This is a genomic window from Streptomyces sp. SID5464, assembly GCF_009862985.1.
Taxonomy (GTDB): domain Bacteria; phylum Actinomycetota; class Actinomycetes; order Streptomycetales; family Streptomycetaceae; genus Streptomyces; species Streptomyces chartreusis_D.
In genome coordinates this window covers 297,649-313,596 of record NZ_WWIQ01000009.1, presented here as the reverse complement: position 1 = coordinate 313,596, position 15,948 = coordinate 297,649, and the positions used below count along the sequence as shown (strand labels likewise).

The window sequence follows — 15,948 nt, the reverse complement described above, 5'->3', positions numbered from 1 at the left end:
TCCTCACGCGTAGGTGCTGTCGGCGCCGGCGGCGGCGGGGCGGGGGGCGCGGGCCGGGCAGCAGCCGACCGGGCAGAGGTGGTGGCTCGCCCCGAGGGCGCCCAGGGCGCAGGGGGTGACCTCCTGCCCGCGCTCGGCGGCGGCGCGCTCCACGACGAGCTCGCGGATCGCGGCGGCGAACCTCGGGTCGGCGCCGACGGTGGCCGAGCGGCGCATCGGCAGCCCCAGCTCCTCCGCCTTGGCCTTGGCCTCCGTGTCGAGGTCGTAGAGGACCTCCATGTGGTCGGAGACGAACCCGATGGGGGCGATCACCACGGCCGGGACACCGGCCGCGTGCCGCTCCTCCAGGTGGTCGCAGATGTCGGGCTCCAGCCACGGGATGTGCGGGGCGCCGGAGCGGGACTGGTAGACGAGCTGCCAGGGGTGGTCGACGCCGGTGCGCTCCCGGACGGCGTTGGCGATCAGCTTCGCCACGTCCAGGTGCTGCCTGACGTACGCGCCCCCGTCGCCGTGGTCCTGGACGGGCCCGGAGGTGTCGGCGGAGGCCGTCGGGATCGAGTGCGTCGAGAAGGCGAGGTGCGCGCCGTCCCGGACGTCCTCGGGAAGCTCGGCGAGGGACCGGAGCACCCCGTCGATCATGGGCTCGAGGAAGCCGGGGTGGTTGAAGTAGTGCCGCAGCTTGTCGACCTTCGGCAGCTCCAGCCCCTCGGCCTCCAGGGTGGCGAGCGAGTCGGCGAGGTTCTCGCGGTACTGGCGGCAGCCCGAGTACGAGGCGTAGGCGCTGGTGGCGAGGACCAGGATGCGGCGGCGGCCGTCGCGGACCATCTCGCGCAGCGTGTCCGTCAGGTACGGCGCCCAGTTGCGGTTGCCCCAGTAGACGGGCAGGTCCAGGCCGTGGTCGGCGAAGTCCTTGCGCAGGGCGTCCAGCAGGGCGCGGTTCTGGTCGTTGATGGGGCTGACCCCGCCGAAGAGGAAGTAGTGCTGCCCGACTTCCTTGAGGCGCTCCTTGGGGATGCCGCGCCCACGCGTCACGTTCTCCAGGAACGGGACAACGTCGTCCGGGCCTTCCGGGCCGCCGAAGGAGAGCAGGAGCAGGGCGTCGTAGGGGGTGACATCGCGCGCGTCTGGCATGAGTCGATCCTGCCACCCTGCACTGACAGCCGGGAAACGGCGGGGTGACACCTGCGCGGCGGCCGGCCCCCGGGCGTGCCCTGACGGGTGCGTCGGGCACACACCGAGGCGTAATCTGTGTCGACTGCGTTCGCAGCTTACTGAGCCTTTCGGAGACCCCGTTGCCCAGCCCCTACCGCGCCCTGTTCGCCGCCCCCGGCTCCAAGGGTTTCTCCGCTGCGGGCTTCCTCGGTCGCATCCCGGTGTCGATGATGGGCATCGGCGTGGTCACGATGATCTCCCAGCTCACCGGGAGGTACGGCCTCGCCGGCGCCCTGTCGGCCACCGTCGCGCTGTCCGCCGCGGTGGCCGGGCCGCAGGTCTCGCGGCTGGTCGACCAGTTCGGGCAGCGGCGTGTACTGCGCCCGGCGACGCTGATCTCGCTGACCGCGGCGGCCGTCCTGCTGTTCGCGGCGCACTACCGGTGGCCGGACTGGGTGCTGTTCGTGGCCTGCGTCGGCGTCGGCTGCGTGCCGAGCGTAGGCGCGATGATCCGGGCCCGCTGGGCGGCCCTGTACCGGGGCACGCCGCAGCTGCACACCGCGTACTCCTTCGAGTCCGTGGTGGACGAGGTGTGCTTCGTCTTCGGGCCGATCATCTCCATCGGCCTGTCCACGGCCTGGTTCCCGGAGGCCGGTCCGCTGCTCGCCGCGTGTTTCCTGGCCGTCGGCGTCTTCTGGCTGACCGCGCAGCGCGCCACCGAGCCGGTGCCGCACCCGCGCGAGCACCGCGGCGGCGGCACGGCCATGCGCTCGCGCGGCCTTCAGGTCCTGGTGGCCACGTTCGTGGCGACCGGGGCGATCTTCGGGGCGGTCGACGTGGTCACCGTGGCCTTCGCCGACGAGGAGGGGCACAAGGCCGCCGCGAGCGTCGTCCTCGCGCTGTACGCGGCCGGTTCCTGCGTGGCGGGCATGGTCTTCGGGCTGCTGCGCTTCGCCGGGGCGCCGGAACGCCGGTGGCTGCTGGGCGTGTGTGCCATGGCCGTGAGTATGATCCCCCTCCTACTGGTCGGAAACTTGCCGTTTCTGGCCGTGGCGCTGTTCGTTGCGGGTCTGTCCATCGCTCCGACGATGATCACGACGATGTCCCTCATCGAAGAGCACGTACCACGCGCGCAGCTCACCGAGGGCATGACCTGGGTGAGCACCGGGCTCGCGGCGGGGGTCGCACTCGGCTCCTCCGCGGCCGGCTGGGTGATCGACGCGGCCGGGGCGCGTGCCGGGTACGGGGTTCCGGCGGTGGCCGGGGCCGTCGCGGTCGCGGTGGGTTTCCTCGGATTCCGTCGGCTCAAGCGGCCGGCTACGGGTCGGGGAGGCTCCGTTGAGCAGCACAGCGAACGGAAAGAACGGCACGTGGCGTAATTGGGGCGGCAATGTCTCCGCGCGTCCCGCGCGGGAGGTCGCCCCGGCCTCCGTCGACGAGCTGGCCGCCGCCGTGCGGCGGGCCGCCGAGGACGGCCTGAAGGTGAAGGCCGTCGGCACCGGGCACTCCTTCACGTCCATAGCGGCGACGGACGGTGTGTTGATCCGCCCTCAACTGTTGACCGGCATACGCGCCATTGACCGCGAGGCCATGACCGTCACGGTGGAGGCCGGCACCCCGCTCAAGAGACTCAACATGGCCCTCGCCCGGGAGGGACTGTCGCTCACGAACATGGGCGACATCATGGAGCAGACGGTCTCCGGCGCGACCAGTACCGGCACACACGGCACGGGCCGTGACTCCGGCTCGATCGCCGCCCAGATCAAGGGCCTGGAACTGGTCACCGCCGACGGCTCGGTCCTCACCTGCTCCGAGAAGGAGAACCCGGAGGTCTTCGCGGCCGCCCGTATCGGCCTCGGCGCCCTGGGCATCGTCACCGCGATCACGTTCGCCGTGGAGCCGGTCTTCCTGCTCACGGCGCGCGAGGAGCCGATGCCGTTCGACCGGGTCCTCGCCGACTTCGAGGAACTCTGGGCCGAGAACGAGCACTTCGAGTTCTACTGGTTCCCGCACACCGGGAACACCAACACCAAGCGCAACAACCGCAGCGCGGGCCCGGAGAAGCCGGTGCCGCAGCTGCAGAGCTGGTTCGAGGACGAGTTCCTCTCCAACGGGGTCTTCCAGGTGGCCAACTGGGTCGGCCGCGCGGCGCCCGCCACGATCCCCGCGATCGCCCAGATCTCCAGCAAGGCCCTGTCCGCCCGGACCTACACCGACATCCCTTACAAGGTCTTCACGTCTCCGCGCCGGGTGCGCTTCGTGGAGATGGAGTACGCCGTTCCGCGCGCGGCCGTCGTCGAGGCGCTGCGCGAGCTGAAGACGATGGTGGACCGCTCCGGCCTGAAGATCAGCTTCCCCGTGGAGGTGCGCACCGCCCCGGCGGACGACATCACGCTGTCCACCGCCTCGGGCCGGGACACCGCCTACATCGCCGTCCACATGTTCCAGGGCACGCCCTACCAGCGGTACTTCACCGCGGCCGAACGGATCTTCACCGCCCACGAGGGACGTCCGCACTGGGGCAAGGTGCACACCAGGGACGCCGAGTACTTCTCCCGGGTGTATCCGCGCTTCGCCGAGTTCACGGCGTTGCGGGACCGACTCGACCCTGATCGGCGGTTCCAGAACGACTACTTGCGGAGGGTTCTGGGGGCGTAGGCGACGCGCTGGGGGTGGTGTGCCCGGGACCCTCACTCCCCTCGGTGCTCGGTGACGGTGCCGGGCCGGTTGCCGTACCGCCGTCCTCGTCGGGTGAGGGGGAGGCGTTCTCACCCTCGGGAGTGCCGGTGCCGGGCGGGCCGCTCGTCGTGGCGTCGCCGTCACCGTGGGAGCCGGAGCCTCCCGAGTCGCCGGCACTCCCGGAGTCGTCGGAACCGTCCGAACCTCCGGAGTCCCGCGAGGACTTGCCGCTGCCGGTGAAGACGTCGCCGACGGTCGTACTGTGTCCGCCGCTGAGGTTGTGGCCCGAAGCCAGCTCGTAGGTGGTGATTCCGGCCATCGTGACGCCGAAGACGACCGCCGCCGCGAGCACCGGCCGCTTCCAGCCCCGGGCCCGGGCGCGGTAGACGGTGCCCTCGGTGAACTCGCCGGGCGCCGGGGGCGCTTGCTCCGTGGATCGGGCCGCCGGTTCGGAGGCCACGGCCGTCGCGCCGCGGATCTGCTCGCCGGTGCGCTTGAAGAAGTGCTGGAAGAGCGTGCCGCCGCAGGTCGCGACGACGCTGACGACGCCGGCGCCGAGGATCGTGCCGTAGACCCCGAAGTACGAGGCCAATTCGGCGGCCAGGACCGCCGCCAGGGCGCCGCCCGCGACCTGGGACACGTTCAGGTCGATCCGCTTGCGCCCCTCCGTCTCGGGTTCGCTCGTTCCACCGACAGCATCGGGTCTTTCACGCATCCCCGGACCTAGCCCACCTTTCCCGTACACGGTCGTTCAACTGCACAAGAAGGGGACGTCTGACCGAAACTGTTGGTTCCGTTTCTGGCGATTACGTGCAGTTCCCCACGTTCAAGATCGTGAAAGGCGGGCACCGGGCGGCCAAGTCCGCCCCCTTGCCAGAAGTTGGACGGCGCGCCAATCCACGCACGTGGCCCAAATGGAGTACTGTTGCGAGCCCTGGGTCCGGTCTCCCGTCAGGGTGTACAGGGCCTTTAAGGACCGCCGGGAGGGGGCTAGTTGCACAGGGTGACAGAGTTCGTCACTTAGCGTTGCGAATAGGTAACCGTGCCATAACGGCGATCCAGGGCCCGCGCCCGACACGCCGGGCAACTCGGCAAGGTTGTGGCAGGCTGCACCCGGGCAGGCCACACTCGACTAGCGGAAGCAGCGACGCACGTGACGTCGGCAGGCACCACCCGGGAGGTCCCCATGCCCGAACTGCGTGTCGTGGCCGTCTCGAATGACGGCACACGGCTGGTGCTGAAGGCTGCGGACAGCACGGAGTACACGCTTCCGATCGACGAACGGCTCCGCGCCGCCGTGCGCGGCGACCGTCCTCGCCTCGGCCAGATCGAAATCGAGGTGGAGAGCCACCTCCGCCCCCGCGACATCCAGGCGCGTATACGTGCCGGTGCGACCGCGGAAGAGGTCGCGCAGCTGGCCGGCATCCCCGTCGACCGGGTCCGCCGCTTCGAGGGTCCGGTGCTCGCCGAGCGTGCGTTCATGGCCGAGCGGGCCCGCAAGACCCCGGTCCGCCGCCCCGGCGAGAACTCCGGTCCGCCGCTGGGCGAGGCCGTGCAGGAGCGGCTGCTGCTGCGCGGTGCGGAGAAGGACACCGTCCAGTGGGACTCGTGGCGTCGCGACGACGGCACGTGGGAGGTCCTGCTGGTCTACCGCGTGGCGGGCGAACCGCACTCGGCGAGCTGGACGTACGACCCGCCCCGACGGCTCGTCCAGGCCGTGGACGACGAGGCGCGCATGCTCATCGGCGAGACCGACGACCTGGCCGCGCCCGAGCCCAGCTTCCCGTTCGTCCCGCGGATCGCCCGGCTGCCGCGCGACCGGCCGCTGGACCGTTCCGCCGACCGGGAGCGGCCCAGCCTTCCGGCGCAGGCGTCCGAGCCGGCGGAGGAGAGCACGGGTGAGCGGGACTCGCTGACCAGCCTGCTGGAGGCGGTGCCGAGCTTCCGCGGCGACCTGGTGGTCCCGGAGCGGCCGGCGCCGGAGCCCGAGGAGGAGCCCGTCGCCGAACCGGAGGCGGAGGAGCCCCCGGCCCCCGCTGCCTCGGCCGGTTCCGCCTACGCGGACGTCCTCATGCCGCGCTCCGTCGGCAGCCACCGCGACCGGCTCATCGGGGCCACCGACCGCCAGGCCGAGGCCGACGGCGTCCGGCCGGGCCGCAGAGCCGCCGTCCCGAGCTGGGACGAGATCGTGTTCGGGACGCGGCGCAAGAAGCAGGAGTAGCCGGATCGGCTTCGGTTTCGGTTTCACGAGGACGAGGGCCGCGCCTTTCGGGCGCGGCCCTCGCTCTCATCCCGGGCTACTGAGGATCCGGTCCCACTGCCACCGGCCGGTCCGGGTCCGAGGACCACTCCGACCACGAACCCACGTACAGCTCCGCCGGAATTCCCGCGACCGCCAGCGCCAGGACCTCATGCGCCGCGGACACCCCCGACCCGCAGTACACGCCGACCCGCGCATCCTCGGTCACACCAAGCCCCTTGAAACGCGCGCGCAGTTCCTCGGCGGGGAGGAAGCACCCGTCCGCCCCCACGTTCTCCGTGGTAGGCGCCGACACCGCTCCCGGGATGTGCCCGGCCACCGGATCGATCGGCTCCACCTCGCCCCGGTACCGCTCCCCCGCCCGCGCGTCCAGCAGCACCCCCGACCGCGCCAACGCCGCGGCGGCGTCGGCGTCGAGCAGGCCGACCGCACCCGGCTCGGGCACGAAGTCGCCCTCGGCCGGAGTCGGCACGGTCTTCTCCAAGGGCCCCTCCCAGGCCGGCAACCCGCCGTCGAGGACCCGGACGTCCGGGTGACCCGTCCAGCGCAGCAGCCACCACGCCCGGGCCGCCGCCCAGCCCTGGCCACCGTCGTAGACGACCACCGGCGTCCCGGACGACACGCCCGCCCGGCGCATCGCGGCACCGAAGCGCGCGAGGTCGGGCAGCGGGTGCCGGCCGCCCTCCCCCGGAGCCGAGGCCAACTCCCGGTCCAGGTCGACGAAGACGGCCCCCGGAAGGTGCCCTTCGTGGTACGCGGCCCGGCCGTCGTACGGCGGCTCACCGGTCGCCTTGGCCGCGCTGAGCTGCCAGCGGACATCGAGCAGAACGGGCGGGTTGGCACCCGTCAGATCGCTCGCGAGGTCGGATGCGGAGATGATGGCGTTCATGGCTCCATCCTCGCGCACGGGGGTGGCCGAGCCGCCCTGGTCCGGCTACTCTGCTCGGCCGGACCGGGGTGGTCACACGCTGTACGGGAACAAGCACATGCTGTACAGCTGAACGACACGTGCCGATAAGCGCGCCGCAAGGGGCGGTGCCCCGCGCGTCAGGCATTCTCCCGGACAGGGGTCGCCCCACAGGGCGTACCGACGTGGGCTGCGGAGCGCGCCCACCGCGAGGCCGAGAAGAGAGTGACGATGACCGACGCACGGGAGTTTGCCGGCCCGAACGGCGCAACACCCGCTCGGCACGCGCCCGGCACGCCCTGCTGGGTGAGCCTGATGGTGCATGGGCCGACCGCGACCCAGGAGTTCTACGGAACGCTGTTCGGCTGGGAGTTCCAGCCGGGTCCCCAGCAACTCGGCCCGTATGTACGGGCGCTGCTCGACGGACACGAGGTGGCGGGCATCGGCCAACTGCCGCCGGACCGTCATCTGCCCATCGCGTGGACCCCCTACTTCGCCTCGGAGAACGTCGATCGGACCGCCGAGACGGTGCGCAGCTGCGGCGGCACGATCGGCGTGGGTCCGCTGGACGCCGCCGATGCCGGCCGCCTGGCGATAGGTTCCGATCCCTCGGGTGCGGTCTTCGGCATCTGGCAGGCTCCCGCGCACCTCGGCACGGCCGTCTCGGGCGTCGCCGGCACGCCCGCCTGGAACGAGCTGCTGACCTTCGAGTCGGCGAGCGTCGCCAAGTTCTACCGGTCGGTGTTCGGCTACCAGGAGGAGCCGGTGGTGTCCGCCGACTTCGACTACGTGACCCTGCACCTCGGGGGCGGGCCCGTCGCCGGCATCCGCGGGCTGGGGCAGGCCCTGCCCCGCGACCGGGGCCCGCACTGGATGACGTACTTCCAGGTCGCCGACGTCGCGGACGCCCTGGACCACCTTGTGCATCTGGGCGGGCACGTCCTCGAGCCGGCCCACGACACGGCGCACGGCCGGGTGGCGGTGGTGGCGGATCCGGAGGGGGCACGGTTCGCGCTGCTGCAACGACAGCGCTGACGGTCTGTCGGGGCCGCGAGTCGGAACGGCACCGCCGGGTGGTCGGACGGCACCGCCAGGTGTCAGGAGGACGACACCGGCAGCACGTCCGGGGACAGGGCCGCCGCGCGGGCCGTCGCCGAGGTCATGCGGCGCCTGTGGTGGCGGCGGCACAGGACCTCGTAGCCGACCTCGTCGGCGGAGTGGGTGACGTCTCCGACGACCACCTGGGCACCCTCGACGACCATGACGCCGCCTATCGTGCGGGCGTTGTGCGTGGCCCGGGCGCCACACCAGCACAGGGCCTCGACCTGGAGCACCTCGACCCGGTCGGCCAGTTCCACCAGCCGCTGGGAGCCGGGGAACAGCTTGGAGCGGAAGTCGGTCGTGATGCCGAAGGCGTAGACGTCGAGGCCCAGGTCGTCGACCACACGCGCGAGTTGGTCGATCTGCTCCGGCGCGAGGAACTGCGCCTCGTCGGCGATCACGTAGTCCGCGCGGCCGCCCTGCGAGAGGTGGTCGACGAGGTAGGCGTAGAGGTCCTGGCCGTCCTCGACCTCCACCGCGTCCGTGACCAGGCCGAGGCGCGAGGACAGCTTGCCCTCGCCTGCACGGTCGTCGCGCGAGAAGATCATGCCCTGGAGGCCGCGCGCCGAACGGTTGTGCTCGATCTGGAGAGCCAGCGTCGACTTCCCGCAGTCCATCGTTCCGGAGAAGAACACCAGCTCGGGCATGTCGAGTTGAGCACCTTTCGGCGAGAGAGGTCAGGCGTGGGAGATCGGGGCCGGGCTTCAGGAGCGTACTTCGAGCAGCGGGACCAGCTGCTCGGCGGGGGTCATCGAACCGTGGTTGCCGACCATCGCCGACTCCTTCGGCTCCCGCTCGGAGGCGATGAGCAGGACGTCGTCGCGCGCGGCGGCGACCACGTCGCCGATACGGCCGTACACCCGTTCGTCGATCTTCGGGCCGAACCAGCCCGCCGCGATGGCCTCGTCGCGTGAGGCCACCCAGAACTGCTCGCCGAGCACCTCGCGCCAGCAGGTCAGGACGTCGTTCGCGGCGCCGGGCACCGCGTAGACGTGCCGGGCGCGGCCTTCGCCGCCCAGCAGGGCGACTCCGGCGCTCAGCTCCCAGTCCTCGTCGAAGTCGATGCGGTGCTGCTCGTCGAACGGCACGTCGATCATGCCGTGGTCGGCCGTGACGTAGAGGGCGCTGCGCGGCGGCAGTTGCTCCGCCAGGCGCTGGACCAGGCGGTCGGCGTACATCAGCTGGCCGCGCCAGGCGTCCGAGTCGACGCCGAAGCGGTGGCCGGCGCCGTCGACCTCGGCGAAGTACGTGTAGACCAGGGAGCGGTCGCCCACGGCCAGTTGCTCGGCCGCCAGGTCCATACGGTCCTCGCCGGTCAGCCGCCCGAGGAACGTACCGCCGCTGAGCGCGACCCTGGTGAGCGGGGTGTTCTCGAAGGTCGGGGAGGACACCTGCGCGGCGTGCACGCCCGCCTCGTGGGCCAGCTGGAAGACCGTCGGGTACGGCTGCCAGGGGGCGAGCGGGGCCCAGGGCTGCCAGCGCAGCTGGTTCATCAGCTCGCCGGTGTCCGGGTTGCGCACGGTGTAGCCGGGCAGGCCATGCGCGCCGGGCGGCAGGCCGGTGCCGACGGAGGCGAGGGAGGTGGCCGTGGTCGCCGGGTAGCCGGCGGTGAGCGGACGTCCGGTGCCGCCGCGCGAGGTGGCGAGCAGGGACGTCATGAAGGGGGCGTCCTCGGGGTGCGCTCTGAGCTGCTCCCAGCCGAGGCCGTCGATCAGGAACACGCAGTTCCGGTCGGCGGGGGTCAGCTCGGAGATCGTGGCGCTCATGCCCGGCACGCCGAGGCCGGCGGCCAGAGTGGGCAGCAGGTCGGCGAGGGAGCCGCTGCCGTACTCGGGGGCCGGTGCGGAGGTGACGGTGAGCGGGTCGGGGTGCTGGTCCCAGGCCGTCTTGGGGTGTGCCATCAGCGAGCGGTGTCCGCGGTCGCCTCGGAGAGAGCCTGCGCGAAGGCGAGTGCCTGGCGCACGGTCTCCGGTCCGTCCCCCGCCTCGCTGACGCGCAGGCTGAGGTCGTCCGCCGTCGAGTTGCCGGTGTAGCCGTGGTCCGCCTCGCAGTTGGGGTCGCCGCAGGCGGCCGGCTCCAGGTCGATGCGGGAGACGGCGCCCCAGCCGATGGTGAGGACGACCTCACGGGGCAGGGTGCCCGGCGCGTACGACTCGGGGTTGGCGACCACGCGGCTGACCACGATCGACGAGATCCGGCTCAGCTTCACGGACTCCGTCGACGTCGTGGCGTACGGCGTCGGGGAGGTGCTGTCGGCGGCCTGTTCGTCGGTGTGGCTGACGATGAAGCGGTGGTCCGTGAGGACCAGCACCGTCACGTGCCGCCGCACCTCGTTCTGGTCGAACGTCGTCTCCTGGTGGACCAGGTACGACCGGATGGGATCGCCGCCCACGGCGGCCTCCACCGCCTCGGCCACGAGGGCCGGGTAGTAGCCGCTGCGCTCGATCGCCGCCCGCAGCCCCTGGGTCGTCGTACTGGTCTTGGCCATGACGCCCATCCTACGGGGGACCACTGACTGCGAGGCACCGCTCGCCCCCTGTCAGTACGCGGGGAGCGTCCTCGGGCCGAGATCGTCGCGGGCGGGCGGAGGCGCGAGGCGGACGGAGGCGCCCAGGACGCTCAGGCCGTGCGAGGCGACGACCACCGGCTCCAGGGTGACCGCGACGACCTCCGGGTGGTCGTCGACCAGCCGGGACACCCGCAGCAGCAGCTCCTCCAGGGCGCGGGTGTCGGCCGGTGCGGAGCCGCGCCAGCCGAACAGCAGGGGTGCGGTGCGGATCGAGCGCACCAGTGAGGTCGCCTCCTTGTCGGTGACCGGGATCAGCCGGTGGGCCGTGTCCCCGAGCAGCTGCGAGGCGGCCCCGGCGAGCCCGAAGGAGAGCACGGCTCCGGCGGCGGGGTCGATGACGGCCCGTACGACGACGTCCACGCCGCGCGGCGCCATCCGCTGCACGACGGGGCGCAGCTCCTCCGGTGCCCCGAACAGTTCGGTCAACTCGGTATATGACCTGCGCAGTTGGTCCTCGTCCGCGAGGTCGAGGCGGACGCCGCCCAGGTCGGCGCGGTGCCGCAGGTGCGGGGCGGTGGCCTTGAGGGCGACGGGGTAGCCGAGGGTGCGGGCGGCCTCGGCGGCGGCGTCGGGCGTCGGGGCGGGCAGGGCGCGGTGGACGTGGATGCCGTAGTGGCCGAGCAGGTCGCAGGTCTCTGCCGCGCCGAGCGTGAGTCCCTGCCCGCGCGCGAGGAGCCCGTCGATCAGCGTGGCGGCGCCCTTCTCGTCGATGTCCTCGTACTCGGGCACCTTGCCGGGGTCGGCGGCGTCGCGCCGCCACTGCGCGTAGGTGACGGCTTGCGCGAGGGCACGCACGGCACGTTCGGCGGCGGGGTAGGCGGGGATGAGGTGCTCGCCCTCAGGAGGTTCTCCCGGGGGCGTCGGGCGGGGGGTGGTCCGGGGGGCGCCGGGCCGGGCTTGTGGCGGGCTGTCCGCGTCGGCCTGCGGTGCCGTGCTCGCCGCCGCCGACAGCGCCTCCGCCAGGCCGCCCAGCTCCACGTGCACCACCAGGACCGGTTTGGCCGGGGCGGCGGCCGCCGCGGAGCGCAGCGCGTCGGCGAGGGCCGCGTCCGCGACCGAGCCCTCCCCCACCGCCGGTATGGCGGTGACGACCACCGCGTCGCACCGGTCGTCGGCCAGCGCCCGCGACAGGGCCGTGTGGAAGTCCGCGGCGGAGGCCGCCGTGGTCAGGTCCCGCGGGGGGTGCGGCCGCAGCCCCTCGGCGAGACACGCGTCGTAGGTGAGCAGCCCGAGCGACTCGGAGTTGCCGAGGATCGCCACCCGGGGCCCGGCCGGCAGCGGCTGGCGCGCGAGGAGCAGTCCGGCGTCCACCAGCTCGGTGATGGTGTCGACCCGGATGACGCCGGCCTGCCGCAGCAGCGCGGAGACGGTCGCGTGCGGCAGCCGGGTCGCCCGTACGGCGTGCCCCTGGGGCGCGGCCGCGTGCCGGGCGCCCTGGACCACGACCAGTGGCTTCGCCGCGGCCGTCCGGCGGGCGAGGCGGGTGAACTTGCGGGGATTGCCGATGGACTCCAGGTACATGAGGACGACGTCCGTGTCGGGGTCCTCGTACCAGTACTGGAGGACGTCGTTGCCGGAGACGTCGGCCCGGTTGCCGGAGGAGACGAAGGTGGAGACGCCGGTCACGCCAGTGACGCCGCCGCCGCGCCGGTGCAGCCGGGACAGCAGGGCGATGCCGATGGCGCCGGACTGGGCGAACAGGCCGATCCGGCCCGGGCGCGGCGTCTCGGGCGCGAGGGAGGCGTTGAGCCGTACGCGCGGGGAGGTGTTGATGATGCCGAAGGCGTTCGGCCCGATGATCCGCATGCCGTACGTGCGCGCGTGCCGCACGAGTGCGCGCTGGCGTTCGCGCCCCTCGCTGCCGCTCTCGGCGTATCCGGCGGAGACCACGACCAGCCCCTGCACGCCGTGTTCGCCGCACTCGGTGACGACCTCGGGCACGTGTTCGGCCGGCACGGCGACGACGGCGAGGTCGACCGGGCCGTCGATGTCCTGCACCGAGCGGTGGGCGGGGACCCCGTCGAGTTCCTTCTGTCCCTCGGGCAGTGCCCTGTTCACAGCGTAGAGGCGGCCGGTGTACCCGGCGTCGCGGATGTTGCCGAGGACGCTGCGGCCCACGCCGCCCGGGGCGCGCCCGGCTCCGATGACGGCGACCGAGCCGGGCGCGAGCAGTCGCTGCACGGACCGGGCCTCGGCACGGTGCTCGCGCGCGTACTGGACGGCGAGGGAGCGGTCGGTGGGTTCGAGGTCGAACTCCAGACGGACGACGCCGTCCTCGAAGCTGCGCTTCTGGGTGTACCCGGCGTCCGTGAACACCTTGATCATCTTGTTGTTGGCGGGCAGCACCTCGGCGGCGAAGCGGCGGATGCCGCGTTCGCGGGCGACGGCGGCGATGTGCTCGAGGAGAGCGGAGGCGACGCCCCGGCCCTGGTGGGCGTCCTGCACCAGGAAGGCGACCTCGGCCTCGTCGGCCGGTGCGGACGCGGGCGTTCCGTCCGCGCCGATCCGGTCGTAGCGTACGGTGGCGATGAACTCGCCGCCGACTGTGGCCGCGAGTCCCACCCGGTCCACAAAGTCGTGGTGCGTGAAGCGGTGGACGTCCTTGGCGGACAGGCGAGGGTACGGCGCGAAGAAGCGGTAGTACTTCGACTCGTCGGAGACCTGCTCGTAGAAGCTGACCAGGCGCTCGGCGTCATCAACGGTGATGGGCCGGATGCGCGCGGTGCCACCGTCGCGCAGCACCACGTCGGCTTCCCAGTGGGCGGGATACTCGTGCCGGTCCGGCGAGGTCTGCATGGGCCCCAGAGTACGGCTAGCGTCCGACAGCGGCGCGAGGCAGTCTGTGGAGGGCGTCAGTCGGGTCGAGGCCGCGATCCGACGGCACCCCGGGGCGGTACGTCAGGACCGCTCCGGCGCAGCTTCACGGTATGGGAAACTGGTCTAGACAACCCTGAAAACTGAAGGGCAGCAACACATGGCTGAGCGCCGCGTCAACGTCGGCTGGGCCGAGGGCCTCCACGCCCGCCCCGCCTCCATCTTCGTCCGAGCCGCCACGGCCGCAGGCGTCCCGGTGACGATCGCCAAGGCAGACGGCAACCCCGTCAACGCGGCCTCCATGCTGGCCGTCCTCGGCCTCGGCGCCCAGGGCGGCGAGGAGATCGTCCTCGCCTCCGACGCCGAGGGTGCGGACGCCGCCCTGGACCGGCTGGCGAAGCTGGTCTCCGAGGGCCTCGAGGAACTGCCCGAGACCGTCTGAGTGCGCATCTCCGAAGGGCTCGCCCGAATTCATCGGGCGAGCCCTTCGCCATTCCGGTTCGCGGGACGTGGAATTCCCGTTGACGGGCAGCAGAAATAATCCCCCGCGAATTTCCTGCTCTTTGTATACGGCTCCCGTGTTAATGCCGCAGGCTCGCCGTGTTTACGGGATGTTGCGAGTTCCTCACACGCTCGGCCCGCTCCCCGGCGGAACCGAAACGCAACCGGTGCGCGGCCGTCGCGCGCTCGGTGTGCAGCGCCGTGACCGCCCGCGCGCGCTCGCTGTCCCCGCGCGCCACCGCGTCCACGATCGCGCCGTGCTCGGTCCAGGACTCCACCGGCCCGGCCGGCGCCTCGACGGTGTACATCCAGGCGATCTTGTGGCGGAGCTGGGTGAGCATCGAGGTCAGCGCGGGGCTGCCGGAGGCCTGCGCGAGCGTCTCGTGGAACCAGCCGCCCAGGGAGCGCAGGTCGTCGCTGTTGCCCCGGCGGGCGCGCTCCTGGCCGAGCCGGACCAGCCCGCGCAGGACCTTCAGATGGGCCTCGGTGCGGCGCTGGGCGGCGCGGGCCGCGCCGAGCGGCTCCAGCAGCAGCCGCATCTCCAGCAGGTCGGCGGCCTCCTGCTCGGTGGGTTCGGCGACGCACGCGCCCGCGTGCCGCCGGGTCACCACGAAACCCTCGGCCTCCAGGGTGCGCAGGGCTTCCCGGACGGGGACGCGCGAGACGCCGTAGCGGCGGGCGAGGAGTTCCTCGGTCAGCCGGCTGCCGCGCTCGTAGACACCCGCGACGATGTCGTCCCGGATGGCCGTGCACACCGAGTGCGCGGGAATACGCATGACCGACCTCCGTTTAATCCCCGTGAAACGTCGACGAGTGACGCGTGTTCCGTGACTCTATTGCAATGAGCCGGAATTTCCGACGGGGGACCGGAATCCATGGATATTTTTTGGACAGCCGGGCGTCACAAACGCCGAAAGCCCCGGCTCGGGGAGCCGGGGCCTCGGGAAGCGGAGTGGTACGCCGTCAGACGTTCACACCGTGCGAGCGGAGGTAGGCGACGGGGTCGATGTCGGAGCCGTACTCGGGGCTGGTACGGGCCTCGAAGTGCAGGTGCGGTCCGGTGACGTTGCCGGTCGCGCCGGACAGGCCGATCTGCTGGCCGGGGGTGACCCGCTGGCCCACCGAGACGCTGATGGACGACAGGTGGCCGTACTGGGTGTACGTGCCGTCGTTCATCTTGATCACGATCTGGTTGCCGTAGGAGCCGCCCCAGCCGGCCTCGACGACCGTGCCCATGCCGACCGCGTGGACGGGAGTGCCGCTGGCGGCGTGGAAGTCGACGCCGGTGTGGCTGCCGGAGGACCACAGCCCGCTGCTGGCCCGGTAGCCGGTGGAGACGTACGAGCCGGAGATCGGGGGCACGAAAGTGTTGAGGCGCTTGCGCTCGGCCTCGCGGGCGGCGCGCTCCTTGGCCTCGCGCGCCTTCTCGGCCGCCTCCTTGGCCTCCTTGGCCGCCTCGGCGGCCCGCTCGCGGGCGGCCTCCTCGGCCTTCTTCTTGGCGGCGGCCTCCTCGGCGGCCTGCTTCTGGGCGGCGGCCTGGGCGTCGATCTGCTGGGCCACGGTGTCGCCCATGGTGACGACGGGGGTGAGGCCGGTCTGCTCGACGGCGGGCTCTGCGGCGAAGGCCGGGGCGGCCACGGTGCCGATGACACCGGTGGTGGCGAGGGCCGCGACGCCCGCCGCGCGGGCCGTGCCGCGCTGCATCCGGCTGGGACGACGATGCTTCCCGGTGGCGCGGGTGAACGCCATGGAGTGCCTGGTCCTTTCCTTCCTTCTCGCCTACCGGGTTAGCTGACGGGTTCGGAGCAGGAAGGTCTCCTACGGACCCCCTCGCGGCTCGCTCGGGCGTCCGATTCACCCCAGGGACTGCGGTGGGTCCCCGGCTCCCCTGGCTCGCGCCGTACGGGGACTCGGCGATGACTGTCCGGTGCCGCGGGTGCGGCGCACTGCCTGACGAACAGCCCG

Annotated in this window: 14 protein-coding genes and 1 riboswitch; of the genes, 5 read left to right on the top strand and 9 right to left on the bottom strand. The window is 72.2% G+C overall.

The window, feature by feature from the left end:
- Window positions 1–3 precede the first annotated feature (3 nt).
- Window positions 4–1,131 (bottom strand): ferrochelatase, encoded by a 1,128-nt coding sequence (locus tag GTY47_RS09755; protein ID WP_010035003.1) that lies wholly within the window; start codon window positions 1,129–1,131, stop codon window positions 4–6.
- 161 nt (window positions 1,132–1,292) lie between these two features.
- Between GTY47_RS09755 and GTY47_RS09750 the strand changes: the two genes are divergently transcribed.
- Window positions 1,293–2,531 carry an MFS transporter gene (locus GTY47_RS09750; RefSeq protein WP_010035000.1) on the top strand — a complete coding sequence of 413 codons (1,239 nt, stop codon included), beginning with the start codon at window positions 1,293–1,295 and terminating at the stop codon, window positions 2,529–2,531.
- Window positions 2,491–3,810: a D-arabinono-1,4-lactone oxidase gene (locus GTY47_RS09745; protein ID WP_010034997.1), complete on the top strand. Its 1,320-nt coding sequence runs from the start codon at window positions 2,491–2,493 to the stop codon at window positions 3,808–3,810. The genes GTY47_RS09750 and GTY47_RS09745 overlap by 41 nt, the downstream gene beginning before the upstream one ends.
- Here the strand turns inward: GTY47_RS09745 and GTY47_RS09740 are convergent.
- On the bottom strand, window positions 3,734–4,546 hold the full coding sequence (locus GTY47_RS09740; protein ID WP_029180833.1) for a hypothetical protein: 813 nt from the start codon (window positions 4,544–4,546) through the stop codon (window positions 3,734–3,736). The two genes, GTY47_RS09745 and GTY47_RS09740, sit on opposite strands and share 77 nt — an antisense overlap.
- 471 nt (window positions 4,547–5,017) lie before the next feature.
- Here GTY47_RS09740 and sepH point away from each other — a divergent pair, with 471 nt between their 5' ends.
- Window positions 5,018–6,052 (top strand): septation protein SepH, encoded by a 1,035-nt coding sequence (gene sepH, locus GTY47_RS09735; protein WP_010034993.1) that lies wholly within the window; start codon window positions 5,018–5,020, stop codon window positions 6,050–6,052.
- A 76-nt stretch (window positions 6,053–6,128) separates the two neighbouring features.
- Here the strand turns inward: sepH and GTY47_RS09730 are convergent, their stop codons facing one another.
- Complete coding sequence (locus GTY47_RS09730) at window positions 6,129–6,980, bottom strand: sulfurtransferase (protein WP_010034992.1); 852 nt, start codon at window positions 6,978–6,980, stop codon at window positions 6,129–6,131.
- Between the two features lie 249 nt (window positions 6,981–7,229).
- On the opposite strand from GTY47_RS09730, the gene GTY47_RS09725 reads away from it, so the two are divergent.
- Window positions 7,230–8,033 (top strand): VOC family protein, encoded by an 804-nt coding sequence (locus tag GTY47_RS09725; RefSeq protein ID WP_029180832.1) that lies wholly within the window; start codon window positions 7,230–7,232, stop codon window positions 8,031–8,033.
- Between the two features lie 62 nt (window positions 8,034–8,095).
- Here the strand turns inward: GTY47_RS09725 and GTY47_RS09720 are convergent, their stop codons facing one another.
- From GTY47_RS09720 to GTY47_RS09705, 4 genes are read right to left on the bottom strand one after another with little or no spacing between them, the layout of a single operon-like run.
- Window positions 8,096–8,746, bottom strand: a complete 651-nt coding sequence (locus GTY47_RS09720; RefSeq protein WP_010034989.1) for a thymidine kinase — start codon at window positions 8,744–8,746, stop codon at window positions 8,096–8,098.
- Between the two features lie 57 nt (window positions 8,747–8,803).
- A complete protein-coding gene (locus GTY47_RS09715) occupies window positions 8,804–10,000 on the bottom strand; it encodes a nucleotide pyrophosphatase/phosphodiesterase family protein (protein ID WP_010034986.1) in 1,197 nt (398 codons plus the stop codon).
- Window positions 10,000–10,587, bottom strand: a complete 588-nt coding sequence (locus GTY47_RS09710; RefSeq protein ID WP_010034983.1) for a DUF5998 family protein — start codon at window positions 10,585–10,587, stop codon at window positions 10,000–10,002. The genes GTY47_RS09715 and GTY47_RS09710 overlap by 1 nt, the downstream gene beginning before the upstream one ends.
- A gap of 51 nt (window positions 10,588–10,638) precedes the next feature.
- Window positions 10,639–13,464 carry a bifunctional GNAT family N-acetyltransferase/acetate--CoA ligase family protein gene (locus tag GTY47_RS09705; RefSeq protein WP_010034980.1) on the bottom strand — a complete coding sequence of 942 codons (2,826 nt, stop codon included), beginning with the start codon at window positions 13,462–13,464 and terminating at the stop codon, window positions 10,639–10,641.
- Between the two features lie 178 nt (window positions 13,465–13,642).
- Here GTY47_RS09705 and GTY47_RS09695 point away from each other — a divergent pair, with 178 nt between their 5' ends.
- Entirely contained in the window at window positions 13,643–13,924 is a 282-nt protein-coding gene (locus GTY47_RS09695; protein WP_003993478.1) for an HPr family phosphocarrier protein, read from the top strand.
- 139 nt (window positions 13,925–14,063) lie between these two features.
- Here the strand turns inward: GTY47_RS09695 and GTY47_RS09690 are convergent, their stop codons facing one another.
- A complete protein-coding gene (locus GTY47_RS09690; RefSeq protein ID WP_010034976.1) occupies window positions 14,064–14,759 on the bottom strand; it encodes a GntR family transcriptional regulator in 696 nt (231 codons plus the stop codon).
- A gap of 187 nt (window positions 14,760–14,946) precedes the next feature.
- Window positions 14,947–15,732, bottom strand: coding sequence for a M23 family metallopeptidase (locus tag GTY47_RS09685; protein WP_010034974.1), 786 nt, complete (start codon window positions 15,730–15,732; stop codon window positions 14,947–14,949).
- A 13-nt stretch (window positions 15,733–15,745) separates the two neighbouring features.
- Window positions 15,746–15,909, bottom strand: a riboswitch (cyclic di-AMP (ydaO/yuaA leader).
- Window positions 15,910–15,948 lie beyond the last annotated feature (39 nt).